Below are 24,426 nucleotides of genomic sequence, written 5' to 3'. Positions count from 1 at the left end.
ACTTTGCACTAGTTCAGATATCCATTGCATCTAGTGCAGCGTGGCGCTACTTTCGGATCATGACCGCGCAGTTGCCCACGCCCGTCACCCTGACCGGCCGCCACGTCCGTCTGGAGCCCCTGGGGCGCCACCACCTCCCCGACCTGTGGGCCACCGTCGGCCCCGACCCGGACGTCTGGCGGTGGATCCCCTTCCAGCCGCCGACCGCCGAGGAGGAACTCGGCGCGATCCTCGACGTCCGCCTCGCGGAGGTGGCGGCCGGGAAAGCGGTGAAGTTCGCCGTGATCGACCTCGCCACCGGCCGGGCCGTCGGTATCACCGGCTACTACGACTTCAGCTCCGTCGACGAACTCGTCGAGATCGGCGGCACCTGGTACGCCCGGTCCGCGTGGCGGACGGCGATCAACACCGAGTCCAAGCTGCTGCTGCTCACCCACGCCTACGAGGACCTGGGCATGGGCCGGGTGTTCTGGAAGACCGACGCCCTCAACGACCGCTCCCGCAACGCCATCCTGCGGCTCGGCGCCCAGTACGAGGGGATCCACCGCCGGGAGAAGCTGCGCGCCAACGGCGTCTGGCGGGACACCGCGTACTTCTCGATGCTCGCCGACGAGTGGCCGGCCGCCAAGGCCCGCCTCACCGGCCGCCTTTCGCGCGGCTGATGCCCCCGATGCGCCCCCGGTCCGCCTCACCCGCCGGGAGTGGCGGAGGCCCCGCGACGGGGTAGCCATGGGGTAGCCATGGGGGTGTTCCACCGTCCACCAGCATCCGAGTCGTCCGTAGGAGCCAAGATGAGCGACTGGCAGCGGCCATCCCTGGCCGGCGAGGCCGACGAGTGCCTCGAAGTCCGGACCGTCGACGGCATCGTCGAGATCCGCGAGACCGCCACCGCCGAGGTCGTCGTCCGTACCACCCCGCAGAAGTGGGAGGCGTTCCTCCAAGGCGTCCAGGCCGGCGAATTCGACCACTTCATCGCCGACGAAGCCTGACGATCCGTTCCGGCGGCCCCTTCTGGCCACGGGGCCGCCGGCCGAAGCGGGCTTCTCCCGCGATCCGGGGCTCAGTTGTCGGCGTTTCCGGGCGATCGCACCGCGGCGGACGGACGAATGTTCCGGGCGGGCTGGGGAATGGCACGCCGACCGGGGAAAGGGCCTGCTTCGTCCTTGCCGCCGGGCGAATTCCGCCCGGCGAACTCGGATTTCGGCGAACGGGGTTCGCGGGGTTGGACGTTGACAAGCCAGACCAGCCAGCCGACGAAGAGGACGGCGAGCAGGAGGGCGGACAAACCGGCGACGAGCAGGGCGTTCACCGGGCTGCGGGAATGCGGCGGGGAGGGGTGAGAGGCAGCGGAAGCGGCATGACAGTCTCCGGTCGGTGATGTCGAGCGTGCCGACCATGCATCTGGTGTGTATTTACGGCTGATTGGCGGCTGTTTAGACGACAACAAGTCAGTGACTGACGCGACAACGACCATAGGCCCGGGGTGCAAGACTTGCTACCGAGCGAGAGAACGTTCACTCCATCGTGGGGTATCAGCCATTTCAGTAGCTAGGGCCGGGTGAGCACGGCACACTTCACCGGAAGCATCGACCGAAGCCCGCCATCCGGAGAAGAGAGTCATGCCACCCCGCTTGTCGCCGACCGTGCGCCAGCAGCGCCTTGGCATCGAGCTGCGCAAGATGCGCGAACGCGTGGGCGTGACGCCCAAAAGCCTGGCCGCCACCCTGGGCACCGACCTGCCCAAGATCTCGCAGATGGAGAACGGGAAGTCCGGCATCAGCGCCGAACGGCTCCGGCTCTGGGCCCATACCTGCGGCTGTGCGGACGGCCCCTACCTCGACGCGCTGCTCGCGATGACCCAGGACCGGCGGAAGTACTGGTGGGACGGCTACCGCGGGCGGATCCCGAACGGGATCATCGACGTCGCGGAGATGGAGCACCACGCCGAATCGCTGGCGATCCTGCACACCACCTTCATCCCCGGGCTGCTGCAGACCCCGGCGTACGCCTCGGCGGTGTTCGCCCGGCTGCGACCGCCCCTGCCCCGGGAGGACGCGGACGCGCGGACGGCATTCCGGATTCAGCGCCAGCGGATCTTCACCGAGCGCCCGAAGCCGTACACGGCTTTCATCCACGAATCCGCGCTGCGCATGCAGTTCGGCGGGCCGGTGGTGCTGCGCGAGCAGTTGCTCAGCGTGCTGGAGGATTCCGAGCGGCCCGGAGTGGAGATCCGGACCATCCCGTTCAGCGTGGACACCTATCCGGGCTCCGGGGAGAGCCTGTATCTCGCCCGCGGGCCGGTTCCGGAGCTCGACACCGTCCAGGTCGATCTCTCCCAGGGGCCGAAGTTCGTGCACGCCGAGGACGAATTGCAGACGTACCGCCGGATCAAGGAGGAGACCGCGACGATCGCACTCGACCCGGACGAGTCCCGGGACTTCATCCGGGCCTTACTGAAAGACTTCGCATGAGCGACTGGCAGAAGTCGTCATCGAGCGGCGAGAGCAACGAGTGCGTCGAGATCCGGACCGCCGACGGCCTGGTGGAGATCCGGGAGTCGGACCGCGCCGAGGTCGTCGTCCGGACCACGCCGCGCAAGTGGGCCGCGTTCGTCCGCGGGGTGAAGGCCGGGGAGTTCGACCGGTACGGCGACTTCGGCACCGTCTGACCGGCACCGCCCGACCGGCGACGGCAGCCGTCACGGCGGCGGTAGGCTTGGCAACCCACAGTGGACCCCTGCGCCTGGCACAGCACTCCGGGTGGGGTGCTGTGCGGGAGAAATCGGAGCATCCGAGGATGGCTCGGCACCTGATCACCAGCGCCCTTCCGTACATCAACGGGATCAAGCACCTGGGCAACATGGTCGGGTCGATGCTCCCGGCGGACGTCTACTCCCGCTATCTGCGCCAGCGCGGCCACGAGGTGCTGTACATCTGCGCGACCGACGAGCACGGCACGCCCGCCGAACTCGCCGCGCAGGAGGCCGGGCTGCCGGTGGCCGAGTTCTGCGCTCAGGCGCACGACGCGCAGAAGGCGGTCTACGACGGCTTCGGGCTGTCCTTCGACCACTTCGGCCGCAGCTCCTCGCCGCAGAACCGGGAGATCACCCAGGAGATCGCCCGCGAACTGCAGCGCAACGGCTTCATCGAGGAGCGCTCGGTCCGCCAGGTGTACTCCAACGCCGACGGCCGCTTCCTGCCGGACCGCTACATCGTCGGCACCTGCCCGCACTGCGGCTACGACAAGGCGCGCGGCGACCAGTGCGAGAACTGCACCCGGGTGCTGGACCCGACCGACCTGCTGGAGCCGCGCTCGGCGATCAGCGGCAGCTCCGACCTGGAGGTCCGGGAGACCAGGCACCTGTTCCTGCTCCAGTCGAGGCTGACCGAGGAGGTGGAGGGGTGGATCGCCGCCAACGGCGACCAGTGGCCGGTGCTGGCCTCCTCGATCGCCCGCAAGTGGCTCACCGAGGGCCTGCAGGACCGCTCGATCACCCGTGACCTGGAGTGGGGCGTCCCGGTGCCGGCCGACGTCTGGCCGGAGCTGGCGGCCGAGGGCAAGGTGTTCTACGTCTGGTTCGACGCCCCGATCGAGTACATCGGCGCCACCAAGGAGTGGGCGGACGCGGCCCCGGCCGGGCAGCTGCGGGACTGGAAGTCCTGGTGGTACGAAGCCGACGAGACCGTCCGGTACACCGAGTTCATGGCCAAGGACAACGTCCCGTTCCACACCGTGATGTTCCCGGCGACGATCCTCGGCTCGCGCCGCCCGTGGAAGATGGTCGACTACGTCAAGGCCTTCAACTGGCTGACGTACTACGGCGGGAAGTTCTCCACCAGCCAGAAGCGCGGCATCTTCACCGACGTCGCCCTGGAACTGCTGCCGGCCGACTACTGGCGCTACTTCCTGATGGCGCACGCCCCCGAGTCGGACGACTCCAGCTTCACCTGGGACCTCTTCGCTTCCGTGGTCAACAAGGACCTCGCCGACACCCTCGGCAACTTCGTCAACCGGGTGCTGTCCTTCAGCCGCAAGCGCTTCGGCGACGCCGTCCCGGGCGGCCACGCGCCCGGCGAGGCGGAGCAGCGCCTCGGCGAGCAGGTCGTCGGACTGCTGGCCGAGTACGAGGCCCAGCTGGACGCTCTCAACTTCCGCAAGGCGGCGCAGGCCCTGCGCGCGTTGTGGAGCGCGGGCAACGCGTACCTGGACGAGAAGGCGCCCTGGCTCCAGGTGAAGACCGACCCGGACGCCGCGGCGCTGACCCTGCGCACGGCGATGAACCTGATCCAGCTGTACGCGGTGGTCTCCGAGCCGTTCATCCCGACCGCGGCGGCGGCCATGCGAGGCGCGTTCGCCCTGGCCGAGGACGCTCCGGCGGCCGCCCGCTCCTGGGTGGGCCCGGAGGACGCGCGGGCGCTGGACCTGGTGCCGGCCGGGACGGCGTTCACGGTGCCGCCGGTGCTGTTCGCCAAGATCACCGACGAGGACCTGACCGCCTGGACCACCCGCTTCGGCGGCCAGGAGGGCTGAGGCCTTGCGGTAGGGCCCGTCGCCGGTAGGGCCCGTCGCCGGTAGGGCCGTCACCGGTAGGGCCGTCGCCGAACCCTCGCCGGTACGCTTCCGGCCATGGATGCCGACCTGGTCACCGCCCTCGGCCACACCCTGAAGCCGCCCGGGCCCAGCCCTTGCCCCGCCCGCCCGGGCGGCGTCGCCCGGGAGCGGGGCGGGCGCGGTCAGGCCTTGCGGGCGGTGTGGACGGTCATGGCCGCGAGGTAGAAGGCGTCCGGGCGGTGCAGGATGCCGGTCGGGGCGTCCTCGGCGAGCAGGGCGTCGAGGGTCCTGCCGTCCTCGGGGTCGAGGTGGTCGGTGAGCTGGTCGCGCAGGCGGGCGAGCTGGGTGTGGAGGCGCTCGCGGGCGGGCCGGGCGAGCGGGGCCGGGTGGTCGATCAGGAAGGTGCGGGTGCCGCTGGGGGTCAGACCGGCGCGGCCGAGCATGGCCGGCCAGTCCTCCACCTCCTCGGTGGCGCCGGGCAGTTCGGCACGCATGGTGCTGAAGCCGTCCTCGTGCGCCGCGTCGATCCGGGCCTGGAAGCCGGGCCGGCCGAGGCCGAAGTCGCGCGGCAGGTAGCGCAGCGGCAGGCCTCGTTCGGCGACGGCCAGCAGGCCGCCGGGCCGCAGCGTCGCGGCGAGGGAGGTCAGCGCGGCCTGCTGGTCGCCGAGGTGGTGGATCGCGTTGCCGGACCAGATCAGGTCGGCCTCCCCGAGCTTGCCGAACTCGGCGGGCAGGTCGGCCTGTTGGATGCTCAGGCGGCCGCCGGAGCGGGTCCGGGCGCGCTCCAGCAGGGCGGCCGACTGGTCGACGGCGACCGTCTCGGCCTCCGGGAAGACGTCCGCGAGCAGCCCGGCGATCACCCCGGGACCGCTGCCGACGTCGAGTACCCGCCGCACCTCCCCGGCCGCGCCGTGCAGCGACCGCAGCCACTGCGCGGCCCCGGTCACGGCGCCGGCGCGCAGTTCGGCCTCCTGCTCCAGGTCGGCGGCGAGGGCGTCCCAGTCGAAGTCGGCGGCGGGGACGTTCCCGTGCCCGTGGTGGTGGTGCCCGGACTGGTGTCCCTGCCCGTGCTGGTGCTGGTGTTCGGACATGGCGGTCTTCTCCGATCGTGGATGGCGGAAGGGTGGTCGCCCATGGCGCCCACCGCCACGGCCAGGCTGCGACCGGACCCGCCACATCGGCAAGCTTTGTTGCCGATTCCGCAAACGCGCACCACGCAGCGCCCGTCCCCGGCCGCCCGCGGGCCTTGCCCTAGAGCACACTCCAAGCCCTAGCCTCTGGGCCACCACCGACCCACCACCAGGGGAGCAGCACCATGCGCTACCGCGTCCTCGGCGGCACCGGCATCGAAGTGAGCGCCTACTGCCTCGGCACGATGATGCTCGGCCACATCGGCAACCCCGACCACGACGACTGCGCCCGGATCATCAACACCGCCCTCGACCGAGGCGTCAACTTCGTGGACACCGCCGACATCTACTCGGCCGGCGAGTCCGAGGAGATCGTCGGCAAGACGCTGGCCGCCCGCGGCGACCGCGACGAGATCGTGCTGGCCACCAAGGCGCACTTCCCGATGGGCGAGGGGCGGGGCCGGGGCGGCAACTCGCGGCGCTGGATCGTCCGGGCGGTCGAGGACAGCCTGCGCCGGCTGCGCACCGACCGGATCGACCTGTACCAGATCCACCGGCCGGACCACACCACCGACGTCGAGGAGACCCTGTCCGTCCTCGGCGACCTCGTCCGGGCCGGCAAGATCCGCGCCTTCGGCTGCTCCACCTTCCCCGCCGAGCAGATCGTCGACGCGTACCACGTCGCCGAGCGCCGCGCCCTGCCGCGCTTCCGCACCGAGCAGCCGCCGTACTCGCTGCTCGCCCGCGGCGTGGAGCGCGACGTGCTGCCCGTCGTCCAGCGGCTCGGCATGGGCGCGCTGACCTGGGGCCCGCTCGCCTCCGGCTTCCTCACCGGCCGCTACCGCAAGGACCGCCCGGCCGACCTGACCACCGGCCGCCCCGTCATCAACCCGGGCCGGTTCGACCCGGCGCTGCCCACCACGGCGGCCAAGCTGGAGGCCGTCGAGGCCTTCACCACCCTCGCCGAGGACCTCGGCCGCACCCTCCCCGAACTGGCCGTGGCCTTCCCGCTGGCCCACCCCGCCGTCACCTCGGTGATCCTCGGCCCGCGCACCCACGACCAAGTGGAGGCGGCCCTCAAGGGCGCCGACCTGGTCCTCGACGACGCCGTCCTCGACCGCATCGACGCCATCGTCCCGCCCGGCACCGACGTCTACCACCCCGACGGCGTCTGGCAGCCCCCGTCCGTCACCACCCCCGCGCTCCGCCGCCGCCCCGCCGCGGACCGATCGGCGGGGTAGCCGGCAGCCGACGAACCGTCGCCCCCTTCACTCCCTCGGTGCGGCGAAGCAGTGGACCACGACCGTGCGGTCCGCGGCCCACTGCTGTTCGCCGCTGCCGAGCCAGGTCCAGCCGAGGCGCCGGTAGAAGGCGGTCGCCGGGGCGTCGGTCGCGAGGACGTCCAGGACGGGGTGGAGCCCGAGCGCCCGCGCGTGCGCCACGGCGGCAGCCATCAGCCGTGCACCGATCCGGTGGCCGCGGGCCGTGGGGGCGACGTAGAGCCGGCCGATCACGGCGGTGAGCTCCGGTCGGCCGCCGGTGCGGCGGCTCCACAAGCCGGGGGCGACGTCGCCGGGGGCGCTGCGGGAGAGGCCGACGTGGCCGGCCGGGTGGCCGTCCAGTTCGGCGACCCAGGCGGCGAGCAGGCCGTCGGGGGTGAGCCAGGCGGCGGGGCGGTCGGGCCAGTCGGCGGGGTAGCCGTCGGTGGTGTGGACGTCGCCGAGCACCCGGACGCAGTCGGCGAGGTCGGTGACGCGGCGCCGTCGAACGGACACCCCGACCCCGGCCTGCCGTGAGCCGGACGCGACGACGTTGGCGCGTTCTTCAAGGTCAGCCATGCCGGTACGTTACCGGCCGGGCCTCACCGCCGCAGCAGGTCGACGACCCCGGTCAGGTCCTCCTCGCCACTGCCGGCCTCCAGTCGACGCTCCATCAGCCGGAAGTACGGAGCCAGGAGTTCCGCGCTCACCCCCTGCTCCTCGGCCGTGCGCAGCAGCGTGTCCTGGCCCGCGACCTGCATCGCCAGGTTCGAGACCACGCCCCCGGTGTAGTCGCCGCTCTCCAGCTGCGTCGCGGTCCTGGCGATCGACCCGGACATCGCGGTGATCCAACTCCCCAGCAGCGGCGCCAGCTCGCCCGGTGCGACGGGCTCCTCGCGGATCAGCGCGAAGGCGTGCGCCACGCCGGCGAACATGCCGTACATCGCACTGAGCAGCGCCACGTCGTGCAGGGCCGCGAAGCCCGTGTCGGCGCCGACGTACCGGGCGTCGGCCGGGGCGCCGAGGGCCGCCCGGTGCTCCTCGAACAGCGCCGCCGAGCCGCTGTAGAACACGTACGGGCGACGGCGGCGCCCCGCACCCCGCCTGACCACGGCCCTCCGGCTGGCCGCGGCCCTTCAGGCGATCGCGGCCGACACCACCGCCGCGACCGCGATGTTGCAGCTGGCCGACACCCAGACCGCGGGGTGCGGCTCCGGCTCGACCAGGATCGCGCCGAGCTTGCCGGGCGTCAGCAGGTCCACCACCCAGAAGGCGACGGTCATCAGCACCAGCCCGAGCAGGCCGTAACAGGCGGTCGAGACCAGGCCCTTGGCGAAGTCCGCGTAGGTGTACATGATCGCGGTGAAGACTATGCCGCCGATGCCGAGCAGCGCGGAGCTGAGCAGCACGGCGGCGTTGCGGTTGCGCTCGACCCAGATCTGGTGGCCGAGCCGGCCGGGCGTCAGCAGGTCCACCAGACCGACGCCGAGGAGCAGCAGCACCACCCCGACGGCTCCGTAGGCGGCCGCCGCGCCGAGCCCGTGCAGGATGTCGTTCATCGTGGTTCCAGCCCCCGGTCCGCTCACCGCCCCCCCCTGCCGACCTGGTCAAGGGTTGGCAAAAGATACCCCACGCGGGTGGGCGGCGGGCCGGGGATCCGGAAACCCGCGACGGTCAGCGATCCTCCTCCACCAGGTGGTCGACGCAGGCGGCGATGGCGAGCAGCAGGCCGGTGTCGGCGCCGTCGGCGATCTCCACTCCGTAGGTGTCCCGGATCCGGAACCACGCGCGGGAGATCCGGGCGAGGTCGTCGCCGTGGTGGTTCTCGATCCGGTAGTCCTTGTCGAGCAGGTTCCCGTGGATCTTCAGTTCGCCGCCGGAGGCCAGCTCCACCAGGTACTTGTCGCGGAACGGGGTGAACAGCTTCTCCCGGACGGTCGCGATCACCTCGCCGTCGGCGTCCTCGATCTTCATCGCGTCGCGGACGGTGAACGCTTTCTCCTTCACCACCGCGACCACCCGCCCGTGCGCGTCCTTCAGTTCGAAGGTGTGCCGCAGCCGCAGCACCTTGCCGTCCACCAGGTACGCCTTGTGGCCCCGGTCGTCCTCGATCCAGTAGTCGTCTCCGACCGCGAACAGCTTCTCCCTGACCAGGTACCGCACAGCGGCCTCCTCCGTGTCGACGTCCCCTCATTCGACCCGATCCCCCCGCCTGCCGGGAAGCACCGCCGCGCACGGGCGTTCAATACCGGCATGAGCCCCGACCCCGCCGCCCCGCTGCACAGCGAGCGCCTCGACCTCCTCCCGATCGGCCCCGAGCACGCCGAGGAGATGGCCGCCGCCCTCGCCGACCCCGCCCTGCACGCCTTCACCGGCGGCCGCCCGGCCACCGCCGACGAACTGCGCGCCCGCTACGCCCGGCTCGCCGCCGGCTCCCCCGACCCTGCCGAGACCTGGGGCAACTGGGCGCTACGGCTGCGCTCCGACGGCCGCCTCACCGGCTACGTCCAGACCACCGTCCACCCCGACGCCGCCGAACTCGCCTGGGTGGTCGGCACCCCCTGGCAGGGCCGCGGCCTGGCCACCGAGGCCGCCCGCGCCCTGCTCGCCCACCTCACCGCCGCCGGCGTCACCACCGTCACCGCCCACATCCACCCCGACCACCACGCCTCCGCCGCCATCGCCCGCGCCCTCGGCCTCACCCCCACCGACGAGCAGCAGGACGGCGAAACCCGCTGGCAGGCGGGGCTCCCCCGGCCGTAGGGCCCCTCACTCCTCGCCGGGAGCCGGGTGGGGGTTGATGGCCTGCCCCTCGACGGGCTGCCCCCAGTCGTCGTCGCCGACGGCCCCCACGCAGTACCCCGAGCCCTCCACCCACCCCCCGGCGTCCTGGCACTGCTCCGCGGTGACGTCACGCGGGCCGGACCCGGCGGCCGCGGTGGCGGTGGCCGCACCGGTGGCGAGCAGAACGGCGGCCGCGACCGTCAGGGCCGACCGGAGCGCAGATGAGGTGACCATGCGGACAACGACAGCACGGACCCGAGGCCCCGCCCCCCACCGACACGCCCGCCCGCTCCCGCCGCCCACCCCGGCCAGGAATGCCGCCCGCCCTCGATGGGGTTGGATACGGGCATGGCATCTCGTGCACGTGTACGCGCCCCCGAACTGGTCGGGGCAGGCGGTTGGCTGAACACCGGTGGCAAGGAGCTGGCGCTCGCCGACTTCCGGGGCAAGATCACCATCCTGGATTCCTGGACCTTCTCGTAGGGATCGTGCCACCACAAGGACAGCATGTACCTGCCAGGCCCTCGGCAACCCTCGAAGTTGATAAGTTCAATTAGCCACTCACGGCATGTATCAACTCTCGGGAGAACGACGTTGGCCGGACGAGGCAGGCCCAGCCGCAGTACTGTCTACAACCGACTCGCCGGCGCACTCACCGAGCTTAACGAGCGCTTCGGCGGACTCCCCAGCCCCAGAGAGGCCCAGGAGATCTGGGACGACATCTGGCATCAGGAAGCACACCACTCCACCGCACTTGAGGGCAATACGCTGGTCCTGCGTGAGGTGCAAGCACTCCTGGACCAAGGTCGAGCCGTCGGAGCGAAGCCGCTCAGCGAGTACAACGAGGTCCAGGGATACGCCGACGCCGCCCGCTGGGTCTACGGCCAGGCGCTGGAACCCGACGCCTGGCATGACGGGCGCCTCATTACCCTCGGCGAGATCCGCCATGTCCACCACACGGCGATGACCCCGGTCTGGAGCGTCGCGCCCCACCCGGAGGCGGGCGACCGCGAGGGCCCTGGCGACTTCCGCGAACACGACATCGCTCCCTTCGCCGAGGGAATGACGCCGCCACGCTGGCCGCTGGTGCCGGCTCAGGTCGAGCAGTGGGTTGCCGAGGTCTGCGCCCTTGGCCAGCTGATCGAAAAGAACGTGGATCTCGGCCGCCCGCTCCCCGAAGAACTGGCCCGTATCCACAACCAGTTCGAACAAGTCCACCCGTTCCTCGACGGCAACGGCCGAACCGGCCGACTCGTCATGAACCTTGTCCTCGTCCGCCTCGGCTATCCGCCGATCATCATCTTCAAGCGACAGCGGGACGCGTACCTGACCGCGCTGCGCAGGGCGGACACAGGAGACTACGGCGCCCTCGGCGAGCTGATCGCCAGGGCGATGGAAGACAATCTCAACCGTTTCATCGTCCCCAACGTGGCCGGCCCCGCGAGGATGGTCCCGCTCGCCGCCCTTGTCGATGACGAGCTGTCCCTCGCGGCACTCCGGCAAGCAGCCCAACGTGGTCGCCTGAACGCCGCACAGGGCCCCGACGGAGTCTGGCGCTCGTCACGTAAGTCCGTCGCAAGCTATAAGGCCGCCAAACATCAGCGCAGGCCCCGCTCCACGGCATGACGCCCGCCTCCGGAATGCGGGCAGGCGCGATGCGGTTTGATTGGGGCATGGCATCTCGTGCACGTGTACGCGCCCCCGAACTGGTCGGGGCAGGCGGTTGGCTGAACACCGGTGGCAAGGAGCTGGCACTCGCCGACTTCCGGGGCAAGATCACCATCCTGGATTTCTGGACCTTCTGCTGCATCAACTGTCTGCACGTCCTGGACGAGCTGCGGGAGGTGGAGGAGAAGCACCGGGACACCGTGGTGATCGTCGGGGTGCACTCGCCGAAGTTCGTGCACGAGGCGGACCACCAGGCCGTGGTGGACGCGGTCGCCCGGTACGAGGTGCACCACCCGGTGCTGGACGATCCGGCGCTGGCGACGTGGAAGCAGTACGCGGTGCGGGCCTGGCCGACGCTGGTGGTGATCGACCCGGAGGGGTACGTGGTCGCCCAGCACGCGGGTGAGGGCCACGCGCACGCGATCGCGCGGCTGGTGGAGGAGCTGGAGGCCGAGCACGCGGCGAAGGGCACGCTGCGCCGCGGCGACGGCCCGTACGTGGCGCCGGAGCCGACCGCGGGGGACCTCAAGTTCCCCGGCAAGGCGATCCGCCTGCCCGACGGGCACTACCTGGTCGCCGACTCCGGCCACCACTCGCTGGTGGAGCTGGCCGAGGACGGCGAGACGGTGGTCCGCCGGATCGGCGACGGCCAGCGCGGCCTGGTGGACGGCACCAGCCCGCGGTTCAGCGAGCCGCAGGGCCTGGCGCTGCTGCCGGAGGGCTCGGACTACGACGTGATCGTGGCCGACACCGTCAACCACGCGCTGCGCGGGCTGCGGCTGGCCGACGGCAGCGTGACCACCCTGGCCGGCACCGGCCGCCAGTGGTGGCAGGGTTCGGCCACCGAGGGCCCGGCCCGCGAGGTGGACCTCTCCTCGCCCTGGGACGTCGCCTGGTTCGACGGCCGGGTGTGGATCGCCATGGCCGGCGTGCACCAGCTGTGGGCGTACGACCCGGCCGCCGGCACCGTCGGCGTCGCGGCCGGCACCACCAACGAAGGCCTGGTGGACGGGCCCGTCGACGAGGCCTGGTTCGCCCAGCCGTCCGGCCTGGCGGTCTCGGCGGACGGCGGGAAGCTGTGGGTGGCCGACTCGGAGACCTCCGCGCTGCGCTGGGTTTCACGTGAAACGAAGACGGTCCACACCGCCGTCGGCACCGGTCTGTTCGACTTCGGCCACCGGGACGGCGCGGCCGCCCAGGCGCTGCTCCAGCACCCGCTGGGCGTCACCGTGCTGCCGGACGGCTCGGTGGCCGTCAGCGACACCTACAACCACGCGCTGCGCCGCTTCGAGCCGGCGAGCGGCGAGGTCACCACGCTGGCCACCGACCTGCGCGAGCCGTCCGGCGCGGTCCTGGTGGACGGGGACATCGTGGTGGTCGAGTCGGCCCGGCACCGGCTGACCAGGCTGCGGCTGCCGGACGAGGCGGTGCAGGTCGAGTCGGTCGCGCACCGCACCCAGCGGGCGGCCACCGAGGTCGCGCCGGGCGCGTTCCGCCTGGACGTGGTGTTCTCGGCGCCGAGCGGCCAGAAGCTGGACGAGCGCTACGGCCCGTCCACCCGGCTGCTGGTCAGCGCGACCCCGCCCGAGCTGCTGGTCTCCGGCGCGGGCGCGGACACCGACCTCTCCCGCGAGCTGGTCCTCTCCGACGAGGTCGCCGAGGGCGTGCTGCACGTCTCGGCGATGGCGGCGTCCTGCGACGACGACCCGGAGATCGAGTACCCGGCCTGCCACGTGCACCAGCAGGACTGGGGCGTGCCCGTGAAGCTGGTCGCCGACGGCGCCCGCCGGCTGCCGCTGGTGCTCGCCGGACTGGAGTAGCCACCCGACACCCCCACGCCCGGCACCCCCCGCCCGGCGCCCATCGCCCGGCGATGCGGCCACAACGAAGGGGACCGACGGAACGAACTCCGCCGGGCCCCTTCGCCGTGGTGGATCAGCCCTCCAGGAAGGCCTTGATCGCGCTGGCCAGCAGGTGCGGGTCCTCCGCACCGCACAGCTCGCGCGCCGAGTGCATGGACAGCGCCGCGATGCCGCAGTCCACCGTCTTGATGCCCAGGCGCGCCGCCGTGATCGGGCCGATGGTGGTGCCGCAGGGCATCGCGTTGTTGGAGACGAAGGACTGCCACGGCACGCCGGCCTTCTCGCAGGCGGCCGCGAACACCGCCCGGCCGACGCCGTCGGTCGCGTAGCGGTTGTTGACGTTGACCTTGAGGATCGGCCCGCCGTTCGGCAGCGGGTGGTGGCCCGGCTCGTGCCGCTCGGCGTAGTTCGGGTGGACGGCGTGGCCCATGTCCGAGGAGAGGCAGATCGTCCCGGCGAGCGCCCGGGCGCGGTCCTCCGGGGTGCCGCCGCGCGCGTGGACGCTGCGGTCGAGGACGTTGCCGAGCAGCGGGCTCTGCGCGCCGGTGTCCGACTCGCTGCCGGTCTCCTCGTGGTCGAAGGCGGCCAGCACCGGGATGTACGGCAGGTCGGCGGCGCCCTCGGCCGAGGCGACGGCGGCCAGCGCGGCGGTGGCGGCGTGGACGGACAGCAGGTTGTCCAGGCGCGGGCCGGCCAGCAGCTCGCGGTCACGGCCCAGGTAGGAGGCGGGCTGGACGTCGTGCGTCATGAGGTCCCAGCCCGCCACCTCGGCGGCGTCCAGGCCCGCGCGCTCGGCGACGTAGGCGATCAGCGAGCCCTCGTCGACCGGGCCGAGGCCCCAGATCGGGGTGAGGTGGCGCTGCTTGTCGAGCTTCATGCCGTCGTTGACCTGGCGGTCCAGGTGGATCGCGAGCTGCGGCACGCGCAGCAGCGGCTCGTCCAGCTGGACCAGCCGCGAACTGCCGTCCTTCAGCGCGAGGCGGCCGGAGAGCCCGAGGTCGCGGTCGAGCCAGGTGTTCAGCGGGACACCGCCGTAGATCTCCACCGCGACCTGCCGCCAGCCGGCCGAGCCGGTGTCCGGCACCGGCTTGACCCGCAGGTTGGGCGAGTCGGTGTGGGTGCCGACCACGCGGAACGGGGTTTCGGGGCGGGCGCTCTCCGGCAGGTACCAGGCGATCAGCGCACCGCCGCGGATCAGGTAGCGCCCGCCGGCGGCACCGTCCCAGGCGTCGGTCTCGGCGACCTGCCGGAAGCCTGCCTTCTCCAGCCGCTCGGCGGCGCTCGCGACCGCGTGGTACGGGGACGGCGAGGTGCCGAGGAACGCGATCAGATCGTCGCTGTGCGTCCGGTCGAAGAATGCCTGGCGGGCGGCGGCGGTCGACATACTGCTCCTGAGTCGAGGGAGGGCCGAAGCCGGATGGGGAGTCGGCTTCGCATCTTGAGCATATGCCCGTACACGGACAGGGCACTCGGAACCTCCCAACGGATGCAGAACGCGGACGCAACCGTGAAGTGACGCCGCGCCAAACTCCGTACACCCAGAGGTTCGCACCGATCGCGGACGGTCACCGGGAGACCGCACTGCCGCTTCCCGCAAGGAAGTTGGCAGCGCACCGACGGCACCGACCGTACCAACCGCACCGACGCACCCCCGACCGCACCGACGCCGAAGGGCCCGGCGGAGAACCGGGCCCTTCGGCGTGAGGGTGGTGTCAGGCGGTCGGTGGGGTGGGGAGCCTTAGAAGGCCTCCTCCGCCAGCTCCATGATCTCGTTGTCCATGCCCTCGGCGATCAGCCGCTGCGGGGTGACGGTCGGCAGGATGTTCTTGGCGAAGAAGCGGGCCGCCGCGACCTTGCCCTGGTAGAACGGCACGTCCTTCTCGGAGGCGCCGGCCTCCAGCTTGGCCAGGGCCACCGCGGCCTGGCGCAGCAGCAGCCAGCCGACCACGACGTCGCCGGAGACCATCAGCAGGCGGGTGGTGTTGAGGCCCACCTTGTACATGTTCTTGACGTCCTGCTCGACCGAGGTCAGGTCGGCGATGAGCTTGCCGACGATGGCCTCCAGGTCGCCGGCGGCCTTGGCGAGCAGCTCGCGCTCGGCGGCCAGGGCGTCGCCGCCCTCGGCCGAGCCGAGGAACTTCTGGATCTGCTCGTTGAGGGCGGTGAGCGCCTGGCCGCCGTCCTTGACGATCTTGCGGAAGAAGAAGTCCTGACCCTGGATCGCGGTGGTGCCCTCGTACAGGGTGTCGATCTTGGCGTCGCGGATGTACTGCTCGATCGGGTACTCCTGCAGGTAGCCGGAGCCACCGAAGGTCTGCAGGGACTGGGCGAGCTGCTCGTAGGACTTCTCCGAGCCGTAGCCCTTGACGATCGGCAGCAGGAAGTCGTTGAGGCGCTCGGCGGCCTCGTCGCGCTCGCCGCGCAGCTTGGCGGCCAGCATGTCGTCCTGGACGGACGCGGTGAACAGGACCAGCGCGCGCATGCCCTCGGCGTAGGCCTTCTGGGTCAGCAGCGAGCGGCGCACGTCCGGGTGGTGGGTGATGGTGACGCGCGGGGCGGTCTTGTCCAGGAACTGGGAGATGTCGGCACCCTGCACGCGCTCCTTGGCGTACTCCAGGGCGTTCAGGTAGCCGGTGGAGAGGGTGGCGATGGCCTTCGTGCCGACCATCATCCGGGCGAACTCGATGATCTTGAACATCTGGCGGATGCCGTCGACCTTCTCGCCGAGCAGCCAGCCCTTGGCGGGGTGCTTGGCGCCGAAGGTCATCTCGCAGGTGTTCGAGGCCTTGAGGCCCATCTTGTGCTCGACGTTGGTGGCGTAGGCGCCGTTGCGCTCGCCCAGCTCGCCGGTCTCCCAGTCGAAGTCGAACTTGGGGACGATGTACAGGCCGAGGCCCTTGGTGCCGGGCTTGCCGCCCTCGGGGCGGGCCAGCACCAGGTGGATGATGTTCTCGGACATGTCGTGCTCGCCCGAGGTGATGAAGCGCTTCACACCCTCGATGTGCCAGGAGCCGTCCTCCTGCTTGATCGCCTTGGTGCGGCCGGCGCCCACGTCCGAGCCGGCGTCCGGCTCGGTGAGGACCATGGTGGCGCCCCAGAGGCGGTCGGTCATCCGCTGGGCGACCTTCTTCTGCTCCTCGGTGCCCTCGTCGTGGACGACGCCGGCGAAGGCGGGGCCGGAGGAGTACATCCAGATGGCCGGGTTGGAGCCCAGGACCTGCTCGGCGTAGGCCCAGATGAGGGAGGACGGGGTGACCTGGCCGCCGATCTCCTCCGGGATGCCCAGACGCCACCACTCGGCGTCCATGTAGGTCTGGTAGCTCTTCTTGAAGGTGTCCGGGATCGGCGCGGTGTTGGTCTCGGGGTCGAAGACCGGCGGGTTGCGGTCGGTGTCGATGAAGGACGCGGCGAGGTCGTTCTCGGCCAGGCGCGAGATCTCGCTCAGGATGTTCTTCGCGGTCTCGACGTCCATGTCCGCGAACGGTCCGGTGCCGTAGACCTGCTCGCGACCGAACACCTCGAAGAGGTTGAACTCCACGTCCCGCAGGTTGGACTTGTAGTGACCCATGGCCGTTTTCTCCGGTTCGTCGCTTCCGGGAGACCGCCGCGTTCGGGCGCCCCGTACCCACCAGTAGGCATCATGATGCTACCCAGCGGTAACTTGGGCAAGCCCTCGGCGGTGAATCCGCTATGAACGTGGTCACGTCCCACAAGCCGGGTCGGCCACTCCTTGTCAGGATCGACGCCACCACAGGCGGCTGCGCTCCCGATAGCCTGTCCGTGTGTACGGATATGACCAGAACGCATACCCGGGCGACCCCTACCAGCAGCAGGCGGGTCCGCAGCCGGGCATGAACGGCATGCCCGGCCCCGACGCCTACGGCGCGCAGTCGCAGACGCCCCAGCAGTCCCTCTACCCCGAGCCCTCCCCGCCGTCCCTGGCGGACGCCGTCCGGGCCTTCACCACCGGCTCGATGGCGGTCGAGGACTTCCAGGCCATCTTCATCACCTCGAAGGTGCACTGCCCGCGCGGCGAGCGCCCCGGCTTCCTGGCGCTGCACAACACGCCGACCCCGGTGATCCCGATGTTCAGCTCGCTGAAGGAACTGCGCCGCTACGCCGGCAAGGACTCCAAGCACTTCACCGTCACCGGCGCCGAGGTCCTGGACCTGCTGCCGACCGGCTACGGCTTCGCGCTGGACATGGAGGGCGAGCACCGGATGGTGTTCGACGCCAAGGCCGTCGAGCAGATGGTCGACTTCACCATGCGCCGGATGTACGGCTAGCCCATCCCGAGGGAGGAGCCCCGCGCTCCTTCGTCACCATATGGTTCAACTTTCAACTTGCTTGTTGTTGAGAATTGAACTAACCTCGTGGACGTAGGCCAGAGGAACCCCCCGAAGGAGGCCGACATGCCCGCCGTGACCGTCGACAACCCGCTGACCCTGCCCCGCGTCACCACCCCGGACGCCGCCGCCTCGACCGCCCGGCCGGTCCTGACCGTGGCTACCGCCCCCGAGGGCTTCGAAGGCGAGGGCTTCCCCGTCCGCCGCGCCTTCGCCAAGATCAACACCAAGTACCTCGACCCGTTCATCATGATGGACCAGATGGGCGAGGTGGACTATGCGGCGGGGGAGCCGAAGGGAACTCCTTGGCACCCGCACCGCGGCTTCGAGACGGTCACCTACATCATCGACGGAACGTTCGTCCACCAGGACTCCCACGGCGGCGGCGGCGTCATCACCGACGGCGACACCCAGTGGATGACGGCCGGCTCCGGCCTCCTGCACATCGAGACCCCGCCGGAGTCACTGGTGATGTCCGGCGGCCTGTTCCACGGCCTCCAGCTGTGGGTCAACCTGCCCGCCGCGGACAAGATGATCGCCCCCAGGTACCAGGACATCCGTGGCGGCAGCGTCAAGCTCCTCGGCTCCGAGGACGGCGGCGCGCTGCTGCGGGTGATCGCCGGCGAGATCGACGGCCACCAGGGCCCCGGCGCCACCCACACCCCGATCACCATGATCCACGCGTCCGTCAGCCCCGGCGCCCAGGTCACCCTGCCCTGGCGCTCCGACTTCAACGCCCTCGCCTACGGCCTGGCCGGCAGCGGCTCGGCCGGCCAGGAGCGCCGCCCGTTCCACATGGGCCAGGCGGTCGTCTTCGGCGACGGCGACTCCCTCACCATCCGCGCCGACGAGAAGCAGGACTCGCGCAACGCCAACTTCGAGGTGGTCCTCCTCGGCGGCCTGCCGATCCGCGAACCCGTCGCCTGGTACGGCCCGTTCGTGATGAACAGCCACCGCGAACTCCAGCAGGCCATGGCGGACTTCCAGGCCGGCCGGCTCGGCACCATCCCCACCGACGCCAGCTGACCGCTTCCGAAGACAGGACCGCTCGCGTGAGCCCGTCTCCCCCCGAGGCGAGCTCACGTGAGCGCGGTTGCCACTCAGCCAGGCTCCCGCACCAGCTGCCCGGACGTACCTACCAGTGCCCGGGTCGGCGGCGCCGGGCGACGCCCGTTCGGGATTCGTCGCGCTGCTGGCCATGAGTGCGGTTCTCACGCTTTCGGCGTGCGAAGGAACCGAGAGCCCCCACCCTGCGCATGCCGCATACCGCCGGCGTACCGCAGGGATCACTATCCGTCACGACCGACAACAGGCCGGAATCCTCAGTAGAGCGGCCCGGAGCCGGCTGAGTCGCGGTGTGGCCGGTGCAGGTTGTTGCGGTCGAGCCGCTTCACCGCCCCCGAGGCGGTGCGCACGGCGCTGGCGGACGCCGTGGCGGCCCTCCTCGGATAGGGGCCTCCCCGCCCTGGCAGGGCCGGTGACGCACGACTGGGCCGACTGCGCGCTACAACAGCGCGTAGACGGCCGAGGCGTCGTCGTGCGCCTTTCCGCGCGGCCAGCGCTCGCAGGCGGCGTCGGCCCGCTCGACCTCGCGGACCTGCGCGATCAGCTCACCCGGCCCGGACTCGGCGAGCAGCCGCAGCGCGTCCGCCCAACTCCCCAGCCCGAAGCGCTCGGTGTAGCGCGAGGCGCCGTCGGTGAGCGCGGCCAGCGCGCGCAGCCGGTCCAGCCGGACGAAGCCGGTCTCGGCGTGCCCGGCCGCCTTCGGGCTGGCCGCGGCGATCCACGGGCCGCTGCCCCGGTTGCGGGCGGCCCGGACGGCCAGCGCGTACTCCAGGTGCAGCGCGGCCCGCTCGGCCGAGCCGGGGACGGTCGCCCAGACCTGCCGGCGCAGCCCCTCCCCGCCGGGGAAGCGCTGGTTGTCCCCGATCACCTTCGGCGGGCCCTCCTTGTACTCCAGCACCAACAGCGAGTCGCCGAGCACCAGGTACTCCAGCGACTCGCCGTGCCGCCGGGCCGCCACCACCATCGCGGCGGGGGTGTTGGGATGGCCGAGGTCGCAGCGGCCGCCGTGCAGCGCGGCCGTCTCCACGATGGCGTCGGCCAGGCACTCGGCGATCGAGCGGTCCACCCGGTCGGTGAGCCGGGCGAGCAGGTGCACTCCCAACCGGCGGACGTACCAGGCGGTTCCGTGCCGGCACCCGGACTCCAGGCCGGCCGGCGAACTCGCACCGTCCAGCAGTACCAGCGCCTCCGGCGAGGCCGCCGCGAAGTCCTCGCTCTCGCGGTCCGGCCGTCGTGCTTCCCCTGCGAGCTGTAGCTGCATCCCGACAGTGTGGCCGCCGCCCCCGGCCCCCGCCCAGACCTCTGCGCCGGTGTGGCGCGGGCCGGTCCCCGCCGTCCAGTGGCAGCCGGGGCGAATCGGCCATACCGTCGGATAACGACTGGACAATTCGGCCAATCAGGGCCTGTCGGGTTTGGGATCACCTTCGGGTGTCCAGGCGGCCCCGGACTGACGAGGAGTACAGGATGTTCTGGCAGTTCATCGTGCTACTGGCCGCGTCGGTCGGCTTTCCGACCGCCGCGCTGTTCTTCCTGATCGGCGGGCCGCGCTTCCCCGACGAGCAGCGCGGCAGCCGCTGAGTACGTCAGGCCTTCCAGGCCGGGTCGCGGCCCAGCAGGGCCAGGACTCGGTCGAACCGGCCGTCGGCGCCGCCCGGTTGGCGCGCGCCCGATTCCGGGCCGGGCTCCAGGCCCGACTCCGTGCCCGGCTCCAGACTCGGACGGAAGGCCCGGCCGGGCGCCCGGGCCTCCGGTGTGTTCGGGACGGCCTCGGTCACCGCCAGCAGGGCGGAGGCCAGCGCGTCGTCACCGTCCACCGCCGCCACCAGGCCGCCCGGGGTGCCCAGCGCGGCCGCGACGTCCCAGCCGTGCACCAGGGTGTCGAGCAGGTGAAAGCCCACCGCCTGAGCGAGCGGGAAGGGGCCGCCGTCGCGGATCTCCGGGAGCCAGAGCGCCCGGTCGGCCGCGACCGCCTCCCGGAACCCGGCGGTGAGTTCGGCTCCGGTGCGGCGGAACGCGCCCGCCGGATCGTCCCCGACCGGGGCGTCCGCGAAGAGGGCCGGATCGGGCCCGGCGCCCCGGGCGGCTGCGGCGAAGCCCTGGTGCTGGCCGACGATGTGCTCCATCAGCCGGCGCAGCGTCCACCCCGCGCACGGGGTCGGCAGGTCCAGCTGGTCCGGCCGCACGGCGTCCACCACCTCGGCAGCCAACTCCAGCGAACGGGCGTGCAGTTCGACGAGTCCTGCGGCACTGCTCATACGGCGCCAACCTCCTGACCGGCCGCCAGGAAGCCGATCGCGTTGTCGATGACGGTGGGCTCGGCGCCGATCCGGCGGTGGCCGAGCCCTCGGGTGACCAGTAGTTCCAGCCGGTCACCGTACGCGGCTTTCAGGCGCCGCGCGTGCGATATTCCGACCACGTCCTCGCCCTCGTCGTGCGCCACCAGGATCGGCAGCGGGACCTGCTCGGGCCGGTGGGCGGCGTCGAGGCGGCGCCACGGGTCCTCGGTGCCGGCGAACAGCCGGTGCGCGATCCGGTGGCGCCGGTCCCGCTCGATCACCGGGCCGAGGCCGAGTCCGGCGCCGACTGCGCCCGGGAGTGGCGCGAGGTGATCGTCGACGCCCTCGCCCAGGCCCGCGCCACCGGCGGCCTGCGGCCCGACACCGACCTCGGCGACCTCGCCTTCGCCCTGATCGCCGTCCTGGAGACGGCCAACGCACAGGCTGTGCTGGACGAGGAGGACGTCCCCTACCAGCGGGCCGGCCGCCTCCTGCGGCACCTGCTGCGCGCCGAGGACACCGACCCGGCCGACCCGGTGCTCGCCCAGGGCTGTCCGGCCCGGCAGGATCCGCCGGACAGGCCCTAAAGCGCTTTCAACGCCCGTTCCAGGTGAGCCGCCTGGCTCAGCAGCCGCTCGTCGGCGCCCGCCGCGCCGACCACCTGCAGGCCCAGCGGCAGCCCGTCCGCCGTCCGCCCGGCGGGCAGGCTCACCGCGGGCAGGCCGAGGTAGCTCCACGGCAGCGACATCACCGCGTCCCCGGTGCTGTGCAGCCCCTCCGGCGCCCCACCGGTCGCGGACGGCGCCAGCCACAGGTCCACCCCGGCCTCCGCGGTCGCCCCGGCGACCCGCTCGCGCAACCGCTCCCGGGCCTGCAGCGCGGCCGCCCGGTCCTCGGCCGCGACGCCCTGGCCGACCCGGATGCCCGCCGCCGTCTCCGGGCGGTACAGGCCGCCGAACCGGGCGAACCAGTCGGCGTGGCTGCGGGCCAGCTCGAAGCGGTTGATCGTCTGCAACTGCCGGGTGATCTCCGCGAAGTCCGGGAACAGCGGGACCCGGCGCACCGCCAGGCCGGCCTGCGCCAGCCGCTCCAGCCACTCCTCGAAGGCGCGCAGCGTCGACGGCTCGGCCCGCTCCAGGTACGTCCCGTCCGGCACCCCGAGCACCGGCCGATCCCCCGCCGCCGCCTCACCCGGCCGGTCCTCGCCCCGGCGGTCCTCGCTCCGCCGGTCCTCGCCCCGGCGGTCCTCGCTCCGCCGGTCCTCGCCCCGGCGGTCGTCCCCTCGCCAGTCGTCGCAGAGCAGCGAGGCCGCCAGCGCCGCCCCGGCCAGGTCGGCCGTGAACACCCCCAGGGTGTCGAGGCTCGGCGCGTTCGGGATCACCCCGACCGTCGGGATCCGCCCGTACGTCGGCCGGAAGCCCACCACCCCGCAGTACGCGGCGGGCCGGACCACCGAGCCCACCGTCTGGGTGCCGACCGCCAGCGGCACCAGCCCCGCCGCGACGGCCGCCGCCGACCCGCTGCTGGAGCCGCCCGGGGTGCGCCCGGGGTGGTGCGGGTTGCGGGTCGGACCGGGCGCGCTCGCCGCGAACTCGGCGGTCACCGTCTTGCCCGCGACCAGCGCCCCGGCCGCCCGCAGCCGGTCCACCACCACGGCCTGCGGCCCCGCCAGCACCCCCGGCGGCAGCGCCGAACCGGCGTGCGTGGGCAGCCCGTCCACGTGCACGATGTCCTTGACCCCCACCGCCACCCCGTACAGCGGCGGCCGCCCGGCCGGCTCCGGGTACCGCGCGGCCAGCGCCCGCGCCTGCGCGCGCAGCCGCCCGTGCCGCCCCGGCTCCGGGACGAACGCGTGGATCAGTGGATCCACCCGCTCGACCAGCGCGCAGAACCGGTCGACGTGCTCGGACAGTCCCGGCACACCGGACCGCAGCTCGGCGGCCTCACGGGTCAACGACCGTGGCCTGACAACGGGTTGCTCCATGCCGATCACGGTAGACCACCCGCCGGCCCGCTACGGGTGTTCGGCCGACAGGTACGGCGTCTCGCGCAGGTAGTACGCCCCGCAGGTGTGGCAGCACAGCTCCGGCGTCTTCCCCCAGTCCACCGGCTCCCGTACCTGCGCGCCCGGGTCGAGCTCCCGGCCGCACATCGCCACGCTCTCCGTCCCCCGGACCATGTGCCACAACCGCACCCCGCCGGTCGCACCCCCGGCCCCGTACTCGGCTCGCATCTGGTGCATCATGCCGCCATCGTGCGACCGACCGCCCGCCCCGGCAACCGGGGGACGCCCGGGCCCTGCCGCCGCATCGATCAAAAAGGGCCAACCCTGATCGGTATCCAGCCACTGCGACCCGGTAGGGTTCGCGGACGCGACCGCCGTCGGCGGCCTCCTCCGATGCCTCAAGTCGCCCCAAAACAGACACAATTCACCTAAAGCTGGAGCACTGATCGTGCGCTCTTCCCGTCTCCTGGCCGCGTCCGCCCTGGTGGCGCTCTCCCTCGGCGCCACGGTCGGCGCCGCCACCGCCGGAGCCGTCGGGATCACCTCCTCCCCGGCTCCCACCGGCACCGCGACCGCCACCACCCCGAGCGCTCCGGCGACCGCCACCACCCCGGGCACCCCGGCCCCGACGGGCACCGCCACCGCCAAGCCGACCACCCCGGCCCCGACGGGCACCGCCACCACCAAGCCGACCACCCTGCCGACCCCGCCGGTGCCGACGCCCACCGGCGGCCCCTGCCGCGGCTACCTGCACGTGGACATCAAGGCCACCGGCACCGGCCTCGCGAAGGCCGTCCTGGTCAAGGGCGGCCCGGCCCAGGACGCCACGGTGACCTTCGAGAACACCAGCCCCGTCGACCTCAAGAAGGTCGACACCTACTTCTTCTTCACCGACATAGTCGAGACCGAGCCGGTGACCAACCCGGTCATCTGGGGCAAGGAAGCCTTCAACATCCAGGTGAAGCTGCCCGGCGGGGACTGGAAGACCCCCGCGTCGAGCACCGTCACGGGGGACATGTCCTACCTGAAGGTGGACCTCGGCGAATACCAGATCGCCAAGGGCGGGAAGCTCACCCTCCAGGTGCGCCTCGCGGCCACCGACAAGGCCCTGAGCGCCCGCTACTTCGCCCAGCTGAGCGCCACCTCGGAGACCTTCGAGGCCAAGGACGTGCCCGGCACCCCCGCCGACGGCAGGTGCCTGTCCTACGGCGCCGACTACCGCGTCGACGACCACTTCACCGTGACTGACGCCAGGGCGGCCACCACCCCGGCCACCACCCCGGCCGCCGTCCCCGCCCCGGCCTCCGCCTCGCCGTCTGCGGGCCCGCACCTTGCCGAGACCGGTGCCGACTCCAGCACCCTGCCGATCGCCCTCGGCGGCGCCGCCGTCCTGGCGGCCGGCGCCGGCACCTTGGTCGTCCTCCGACGCCGCAAGGCCGGCGCGCACAGCTGACCCGCCACCCGTTGAACGCCCGAGAGG

The 24,426-nt window shown here is 72.1% G+C and carries 27 protein-coding genes and 1 pseudogene; 14 read left to right on the top strand and 14 right to left on the bottom strand.

Annotated features, from left to right (window positions below; translation table 11 throughout):
• The first annotated feature begins 59 nt into the window (after positions 1-59).
• Together P3T27_RS02665 and P3T27_RS02660 are read left to right on the top strand one after the other, a co-directional pair.
• Positions 60-662 carry a GNAT family protein gene (locus P3T27_RS02665; protein ID WP_280674036.1) on the top strand — a complete coding sequence of 201 codons (603 nt, stop codon included), beginning with the start codon at positions 60-62 and terminating at the stop codon, positions 660-662.
• Positions 663-791: 129 nt separating this feature from the next.
• On the top strand, positions 792-989 hold the full coding sequence (locus P3T27_RS02660) for a DUF397 domain-containing protein (RefSeq protein ID WP_280674035.1): 198 nt from the start codon (positions 792-794) through the stop codon (positions 987-989).
• Between the two features lie 71 nt (positions 990-1,060).
• Here the strand turns inward: P3T27_RS02660 and P3T27_RS02655 are convergent, their stop codons facing one another.
• Positions 1,061-1,309, bottom strand: coding sequence for a hypothetical protein (locus P3T27_RS02655; protein ID WP_280674034.1), 249 nt, complete (start codon positions 1,307-1,309; stop codon positions 1,061-1,063).
• A gap of 310 nt (positions 1,310-1,619) precedes the next feature.
• On the opposite strand from P3T27_RS02655, the gene P3T27_RS02650 reads away from it, so the two are divergent.
• The 3 genes from P3T27_RS02650 to metG all read left to right on the top strand — a co-directional run bounded on the left by P3T27_RS02650 (position 1,620) and on the right by metG (position 4,530).
• On the top strand, positions 1,620-2,471 hold the full coding sequence (locus tag P3T27_RS02650) for a helix-turn-helix transcriptional regulator (protein ID WP_280674033.1): 852 nt from the start codon (positions 1,620-1,622) through the stop codon (positions 2,469-2,471).
• The gene (locus tag P3T27_RS02645) at positions 2,468-2,668 is read left to right on the top strand and encodes a DUF397 domain-containing protein (protein WP_280674032.1); all 201 of its coding nucleotides are present in this window, start codon (positions 2,468-2,470) and stop codon (positions 2,666-2,668) included. Before P3T27_RS02650 ends, P3T27_RS02645 begins: the two co-directional genes overlap by 4 nt.
• Positions 2,669-2,796: 128 nt before the next feature.
• Complete coding sequence (metG, locus tag P3T27_RS02640) at positions 2,797-4,530, top strand: methionine--tRNA ligase (RefSeq protein WP_280674031.1); 1,734 nt, start codon at positions 2,797-2,799, stop codon at positions 4,528-4,530.
• 203 nt (positions 4,531-4,733) lie between these two features.
• Here the strand turns inward: metG and P3T27_RS02635 are convergent, their stop codons facing one another.
• A complete protein-coding gene (locus tag P3T27_RS02635) occupies positions 4,734-5,642 on the bottom strand; it encodes a class I SAM-dependent methyltransferase (protein ID WP_280674030.1) in 909 nt (302 codons plus the stop codon).
• 224 nt (positions 5,643-5,866) lie between these two features.
• Here P3T27_RS02635 and P3T27_RS02630 point away from each other — a divergent pair, with 224 nt between their 5' ends.
• Positions 5,867-6,922 carry an aldo/keto reductase gene (locus P3T27_RS02630; protein WP_280674029.1) on the top strand — a complete coding sequence of 352 codons (1,056 nt, stop codon included), beginning with the start codon at positions 5,867-5,869 and terminating at the stop codon, positions 6,920-6,922.
• A gap of 27 nt (positions 6,923-6,949) precedes the next feature.
• On the opposite strand, the gene P3T27_RS02625 is transcribed toward P3T27_RS02630, so the two are convergent.
• The 4 genes and pseudogenes from P3T27_RS02625 to P3T27_RS02610 form a co-directional block, all read right to left on the bottom strand.
• Positions 6,950-7,519: a GNAT family N-acetyltransferase gene (locus tag P3T27_RS02625; RefSeq protein WP_280674028.1), complete on the bottom strand. Its 570-nt coding sequence runs from the start codon at positions 7,517-7,519 to the stop codon at positions 6,950-6,952.
• Positions 7,520-7,542: 23 nt separating this feature from the next.
• Positions 7,543-8,016, bottom strand: a pseudogene (locus P3T27_RS02620) (NAD(P)-dependent oxidoreductase); the annotation flags it as partial.
• A 60-nt stretch (positions 8,017-8,076) separates the two neighbouring features.
• Positions 8,077-8,499 (bottom strand): DUF350 domain-containing protein, encoded by a 423-nt coding sequence (locus tag P3T27_RS02615; RefSeq protein WP_280674027.1) that lies wholly within the window; start codon positions 8,497-8,499, stop codon positions 8,077-8,079.
• A 115-nt stretch (positions 8,500-8,614) separates the two neighbouring features.
• Positions 8,615-9,103 carry an LURP-one-related family protein gene (locus tag P3T27_RS02610; protein ID WP_280674026.1) on the bottom strand — a complete coding sequence of 163 codons (489 nt, stop codon included), beginning with the start codon at positions 9,101-9,103 and terminating at the stop codon, positions 8,615-8,617.
• A 90-nt stretch (positions 9,104-9,193) separates the two neighbouring features.
• Here P3T27_RS02610 and P3T27_RS02605 point away from each other — a divergent pair, with 90 nt between their 5' ends.
• Complete coding sequence (locus tag P3T27_RS02605) at positions 9,194-9,703, top strand: GNAT family N-acetyltransferase (RefSeq protein ID WP_280674025.1); 510 nt, start codon at positions 9,194-9,196, stop codon at positions 9,701-9,703.
• Between the two features lie 6 nt (positions 9,704-9,709).
• On the opposite strand, the gene P3T27_RS02600 is transcribed toward P3T27_RS02605, so the two are convergent.
• Positions 9,710-9,958 (bottom strand): hypothetical protein, encoded by a 249-nt coding sequence (locus P3T27_RS02600; protein ID WP_280674024.1) that lies wholly within the window; start codon positions 9,956-9,958, stop codon positions 9,710-9,712.
• Positions 9,959-10,072: 114 nt separating this feature from the next.
• Here P3T27_RS02600 and P3T27_RS02595 point away from each other — a divergent pair, with 114 nt between their 5' ends.
• From P3T27_RS02595 to P3T27_RS02585, 3 genes are all read left to right on the top strand, one after another.
• Positions 10,073-10,207 (top strand): hypothetical protein, encoded by a 135-nt coding sequence (locus P3T27_RS02595; protein WP_280674123.1) that lies wholly within the window; start codon positions 10,073-10,075, stop codon positions 10,205-10,207.
• Positions 10,208-10,318: 111 nt separating this feature from the next.
• A complete protein-coding gene (locus P3T27_RS02590; RefSeq protein ID WP_280674023.1) occupies positions 10,319-11,350 on the top strand; it encodes a Fic family protein in 1,032 nt (343 codons plus the stop codon).
• 47 nt (positions 11,351-11,397) lie between these two features.
• Positions 11,398-13,212: an NHL domain-containing thioredoxin family protein gene (locus P3T27_RS02585; RefSeq protein WP_280674022.1), complete on the top strand. Its 1,815-nt coding sequence runs from the start codon at positions 11,398-11,400 to the stop codon at positions 13,210-13,212.
• Positions 13,213-13,327: 115 nt separating this feature from the next.
• On the opposite strand, the gene P3T27_RS02580 is transcribed toward P3T27_RS02585, so the two are convergent.
• Both P3T27_RS02580 and P3T27_RS02575 read right to left on the bottom strand, forming a co-directional pair.
• Complete coding sequence (locus P3T27_RS02580; RefSeq protein ID WP_280674021.1) at positions 13,328-14,638, bottom strand: M18 family aminopeptidase; 1,311 nt, start codon at positions 14,636-14,638, stop codon at positions 13,328-13,330.
• A gap of 354 nt (positions 14,639-14,992) precedes the next feature.
• Entirely contained in the window at positions 14,993-16,822 is a 1,830-nt protein-coding gene (locus tag P3T27_RS02575; RefSeq protein ID WP_280674020.1) for an acyl-CoA dehydrogenase, read from the bottom strand.
• A gap of 283 nt (positions 16,823-17,105) precedes the next feature.
• Between P3T27_RS02575 and P3T27_RS02570 the strand changes: the two genes are divergently transcribed.
• Positions 17,106-17,540: an SseB family protein gene (locus P3T27_RS02570; RefSeq protein WP_280674119.1), complete on the top strand. Its 435-nt coding sequence runs from the start codon at positions 17,106-17,108 to the stop codon at positions 17,538-17,540.
• Positions 17,541-17,666: 126 nt separating this feature from the next.
• Complete coding sequence (locus P3T27_RS02565) at positions 17,667-18,626, top strand: pirin family protein (protein ID WP_280674019.1); 960 nt, start codon at positions 17,667-17,669, stop codon at positions 18,624-18,626.
• Positions 18,627-19,104: 478 nt separating this feature from the next.
• Here P3T27_RS02565 and P3T27_RS02560 read toward each other — a convergent pair whose 3' ends face one another.
• From P3T27_RS02560 to P3T27_RS02550, 3 genes are all read right to left on the bottom strand, one after another.
• Positions 19,105-19,926 (bottom strand): protein phosphatase 2C domain-containing protein, encoded by an 822-nt coding sequence (locus P3T27_RS02560; RefSeq protein ID WP_280674018.1) that lies wholly within the window; start codon positions 19,924-19,926, stop codon positions 19,105-19,107.
• 322 nt (positions 19,927-20,248) lie between these two features.
• The gene (locus P3T27_RS02555; protein WP_280674017.1) at positions 20,249-20,920 is read right to left on the bottom strand and encodes a TIGR03086 family metal-binding protein; all 672 of its coding nucleotides are present in this window, start codon (positions 20,918-20,920) and stop codon (positions 20,249-20,251) included.
• Positions 20,917-21,222, bottom strand: a complete 306-nt coding sequence (locus tag P3T27_RS02550) for a hypothetical protein (protein WP_280674016.1) — start codon at positions 21,220-21,222, stop codon at positions 20,917-20,919. The genes P3T27_RS02555 and P3T27_RS02550 overlap by 4 nt, the downstream gene beginning before the upstream one ends.
• Between P3T27_RS02550 and P3T27_RS02545 the strand changes: the two genes are divergently transcribed.
• Positions 21,199-21,528 carry a hypothetical protein gene (locus P3T27_RS02545; protein ID WP_280674015.1) on the top strand — a complete coding sequence of 110 codons (330 nt, stop codon included), beginning with the start codon at positions 21,199-21,201 and terminating at the stop codon, positions 21,526-21,528. The genes P3T27_RS02550 and P3T27_RS02545 overlap by 24 nt on opposite strands.
• On the opposite strand, the gene P3T27_RS02540 is transcribed toward P3T27_RS02545, so the two are convergent.
• The gene (locus P3T27_RS02540; RefSeq protein ID WP_280674014.1) at positions 21,525-22,925 is read right to left on the bottom strand and encodes an amidase; all 1,401 of its coding nucleotides are present in this window, start codon (positions 22,923-22,925) and stop codon (positions 21,525-21,527) included. The two genes, P3T27_RS02545 and P3T27_RS02540, sit on opposite strands and share 4 nt — an antisense overlap.
• Positions 22,926-22,955: 30 nt before the next feature.
• Positions 22,956-23,186 carry a hypothetical protein gene (locus P3T27_RS02535; protein WP_280674013.1) on the bottom strand — a complete coding sequence of 77 codons (231 nt, stop codon included), beginning with the start codon at positions 23,184-23,186 and terminating at the stop codon, positions 22,956-22,958.
• A 208-nt stretch (positions 23,187-23,394) separates the two neighbouring features.
• On the opposite strand from P3T27_RS02535, the gene P3T27_RS02530 reads away from it, so the two are divergent.
• Positions 23,395-24,399, top strand: a complete 1,005-nt coding sequence (locus tag P3T27_RS02530) for an LAETG motif-containing sortase-dependent surface protein (RefSeq protein WP_280674012.1) — start codon at positions 23,395-23,397, stop codon at positions 24,397-24,399.
• Positions 24,400-24,426 lie beyond the last annotated feature (27 nt).

Source organism: Kitasatospora sp. MAA19 (assembly GCF_029894125.1).
Classification (GTDB): Bacteria; Actinomycetota; Actinomycetes; order Streptomycetales; family Streptomycetaceae; genus Kitasatospora.
Note: the sequence above shows the minus strand (reverse complement) of the source record. Positions and strands in the feature narration are given on the sequence as shown.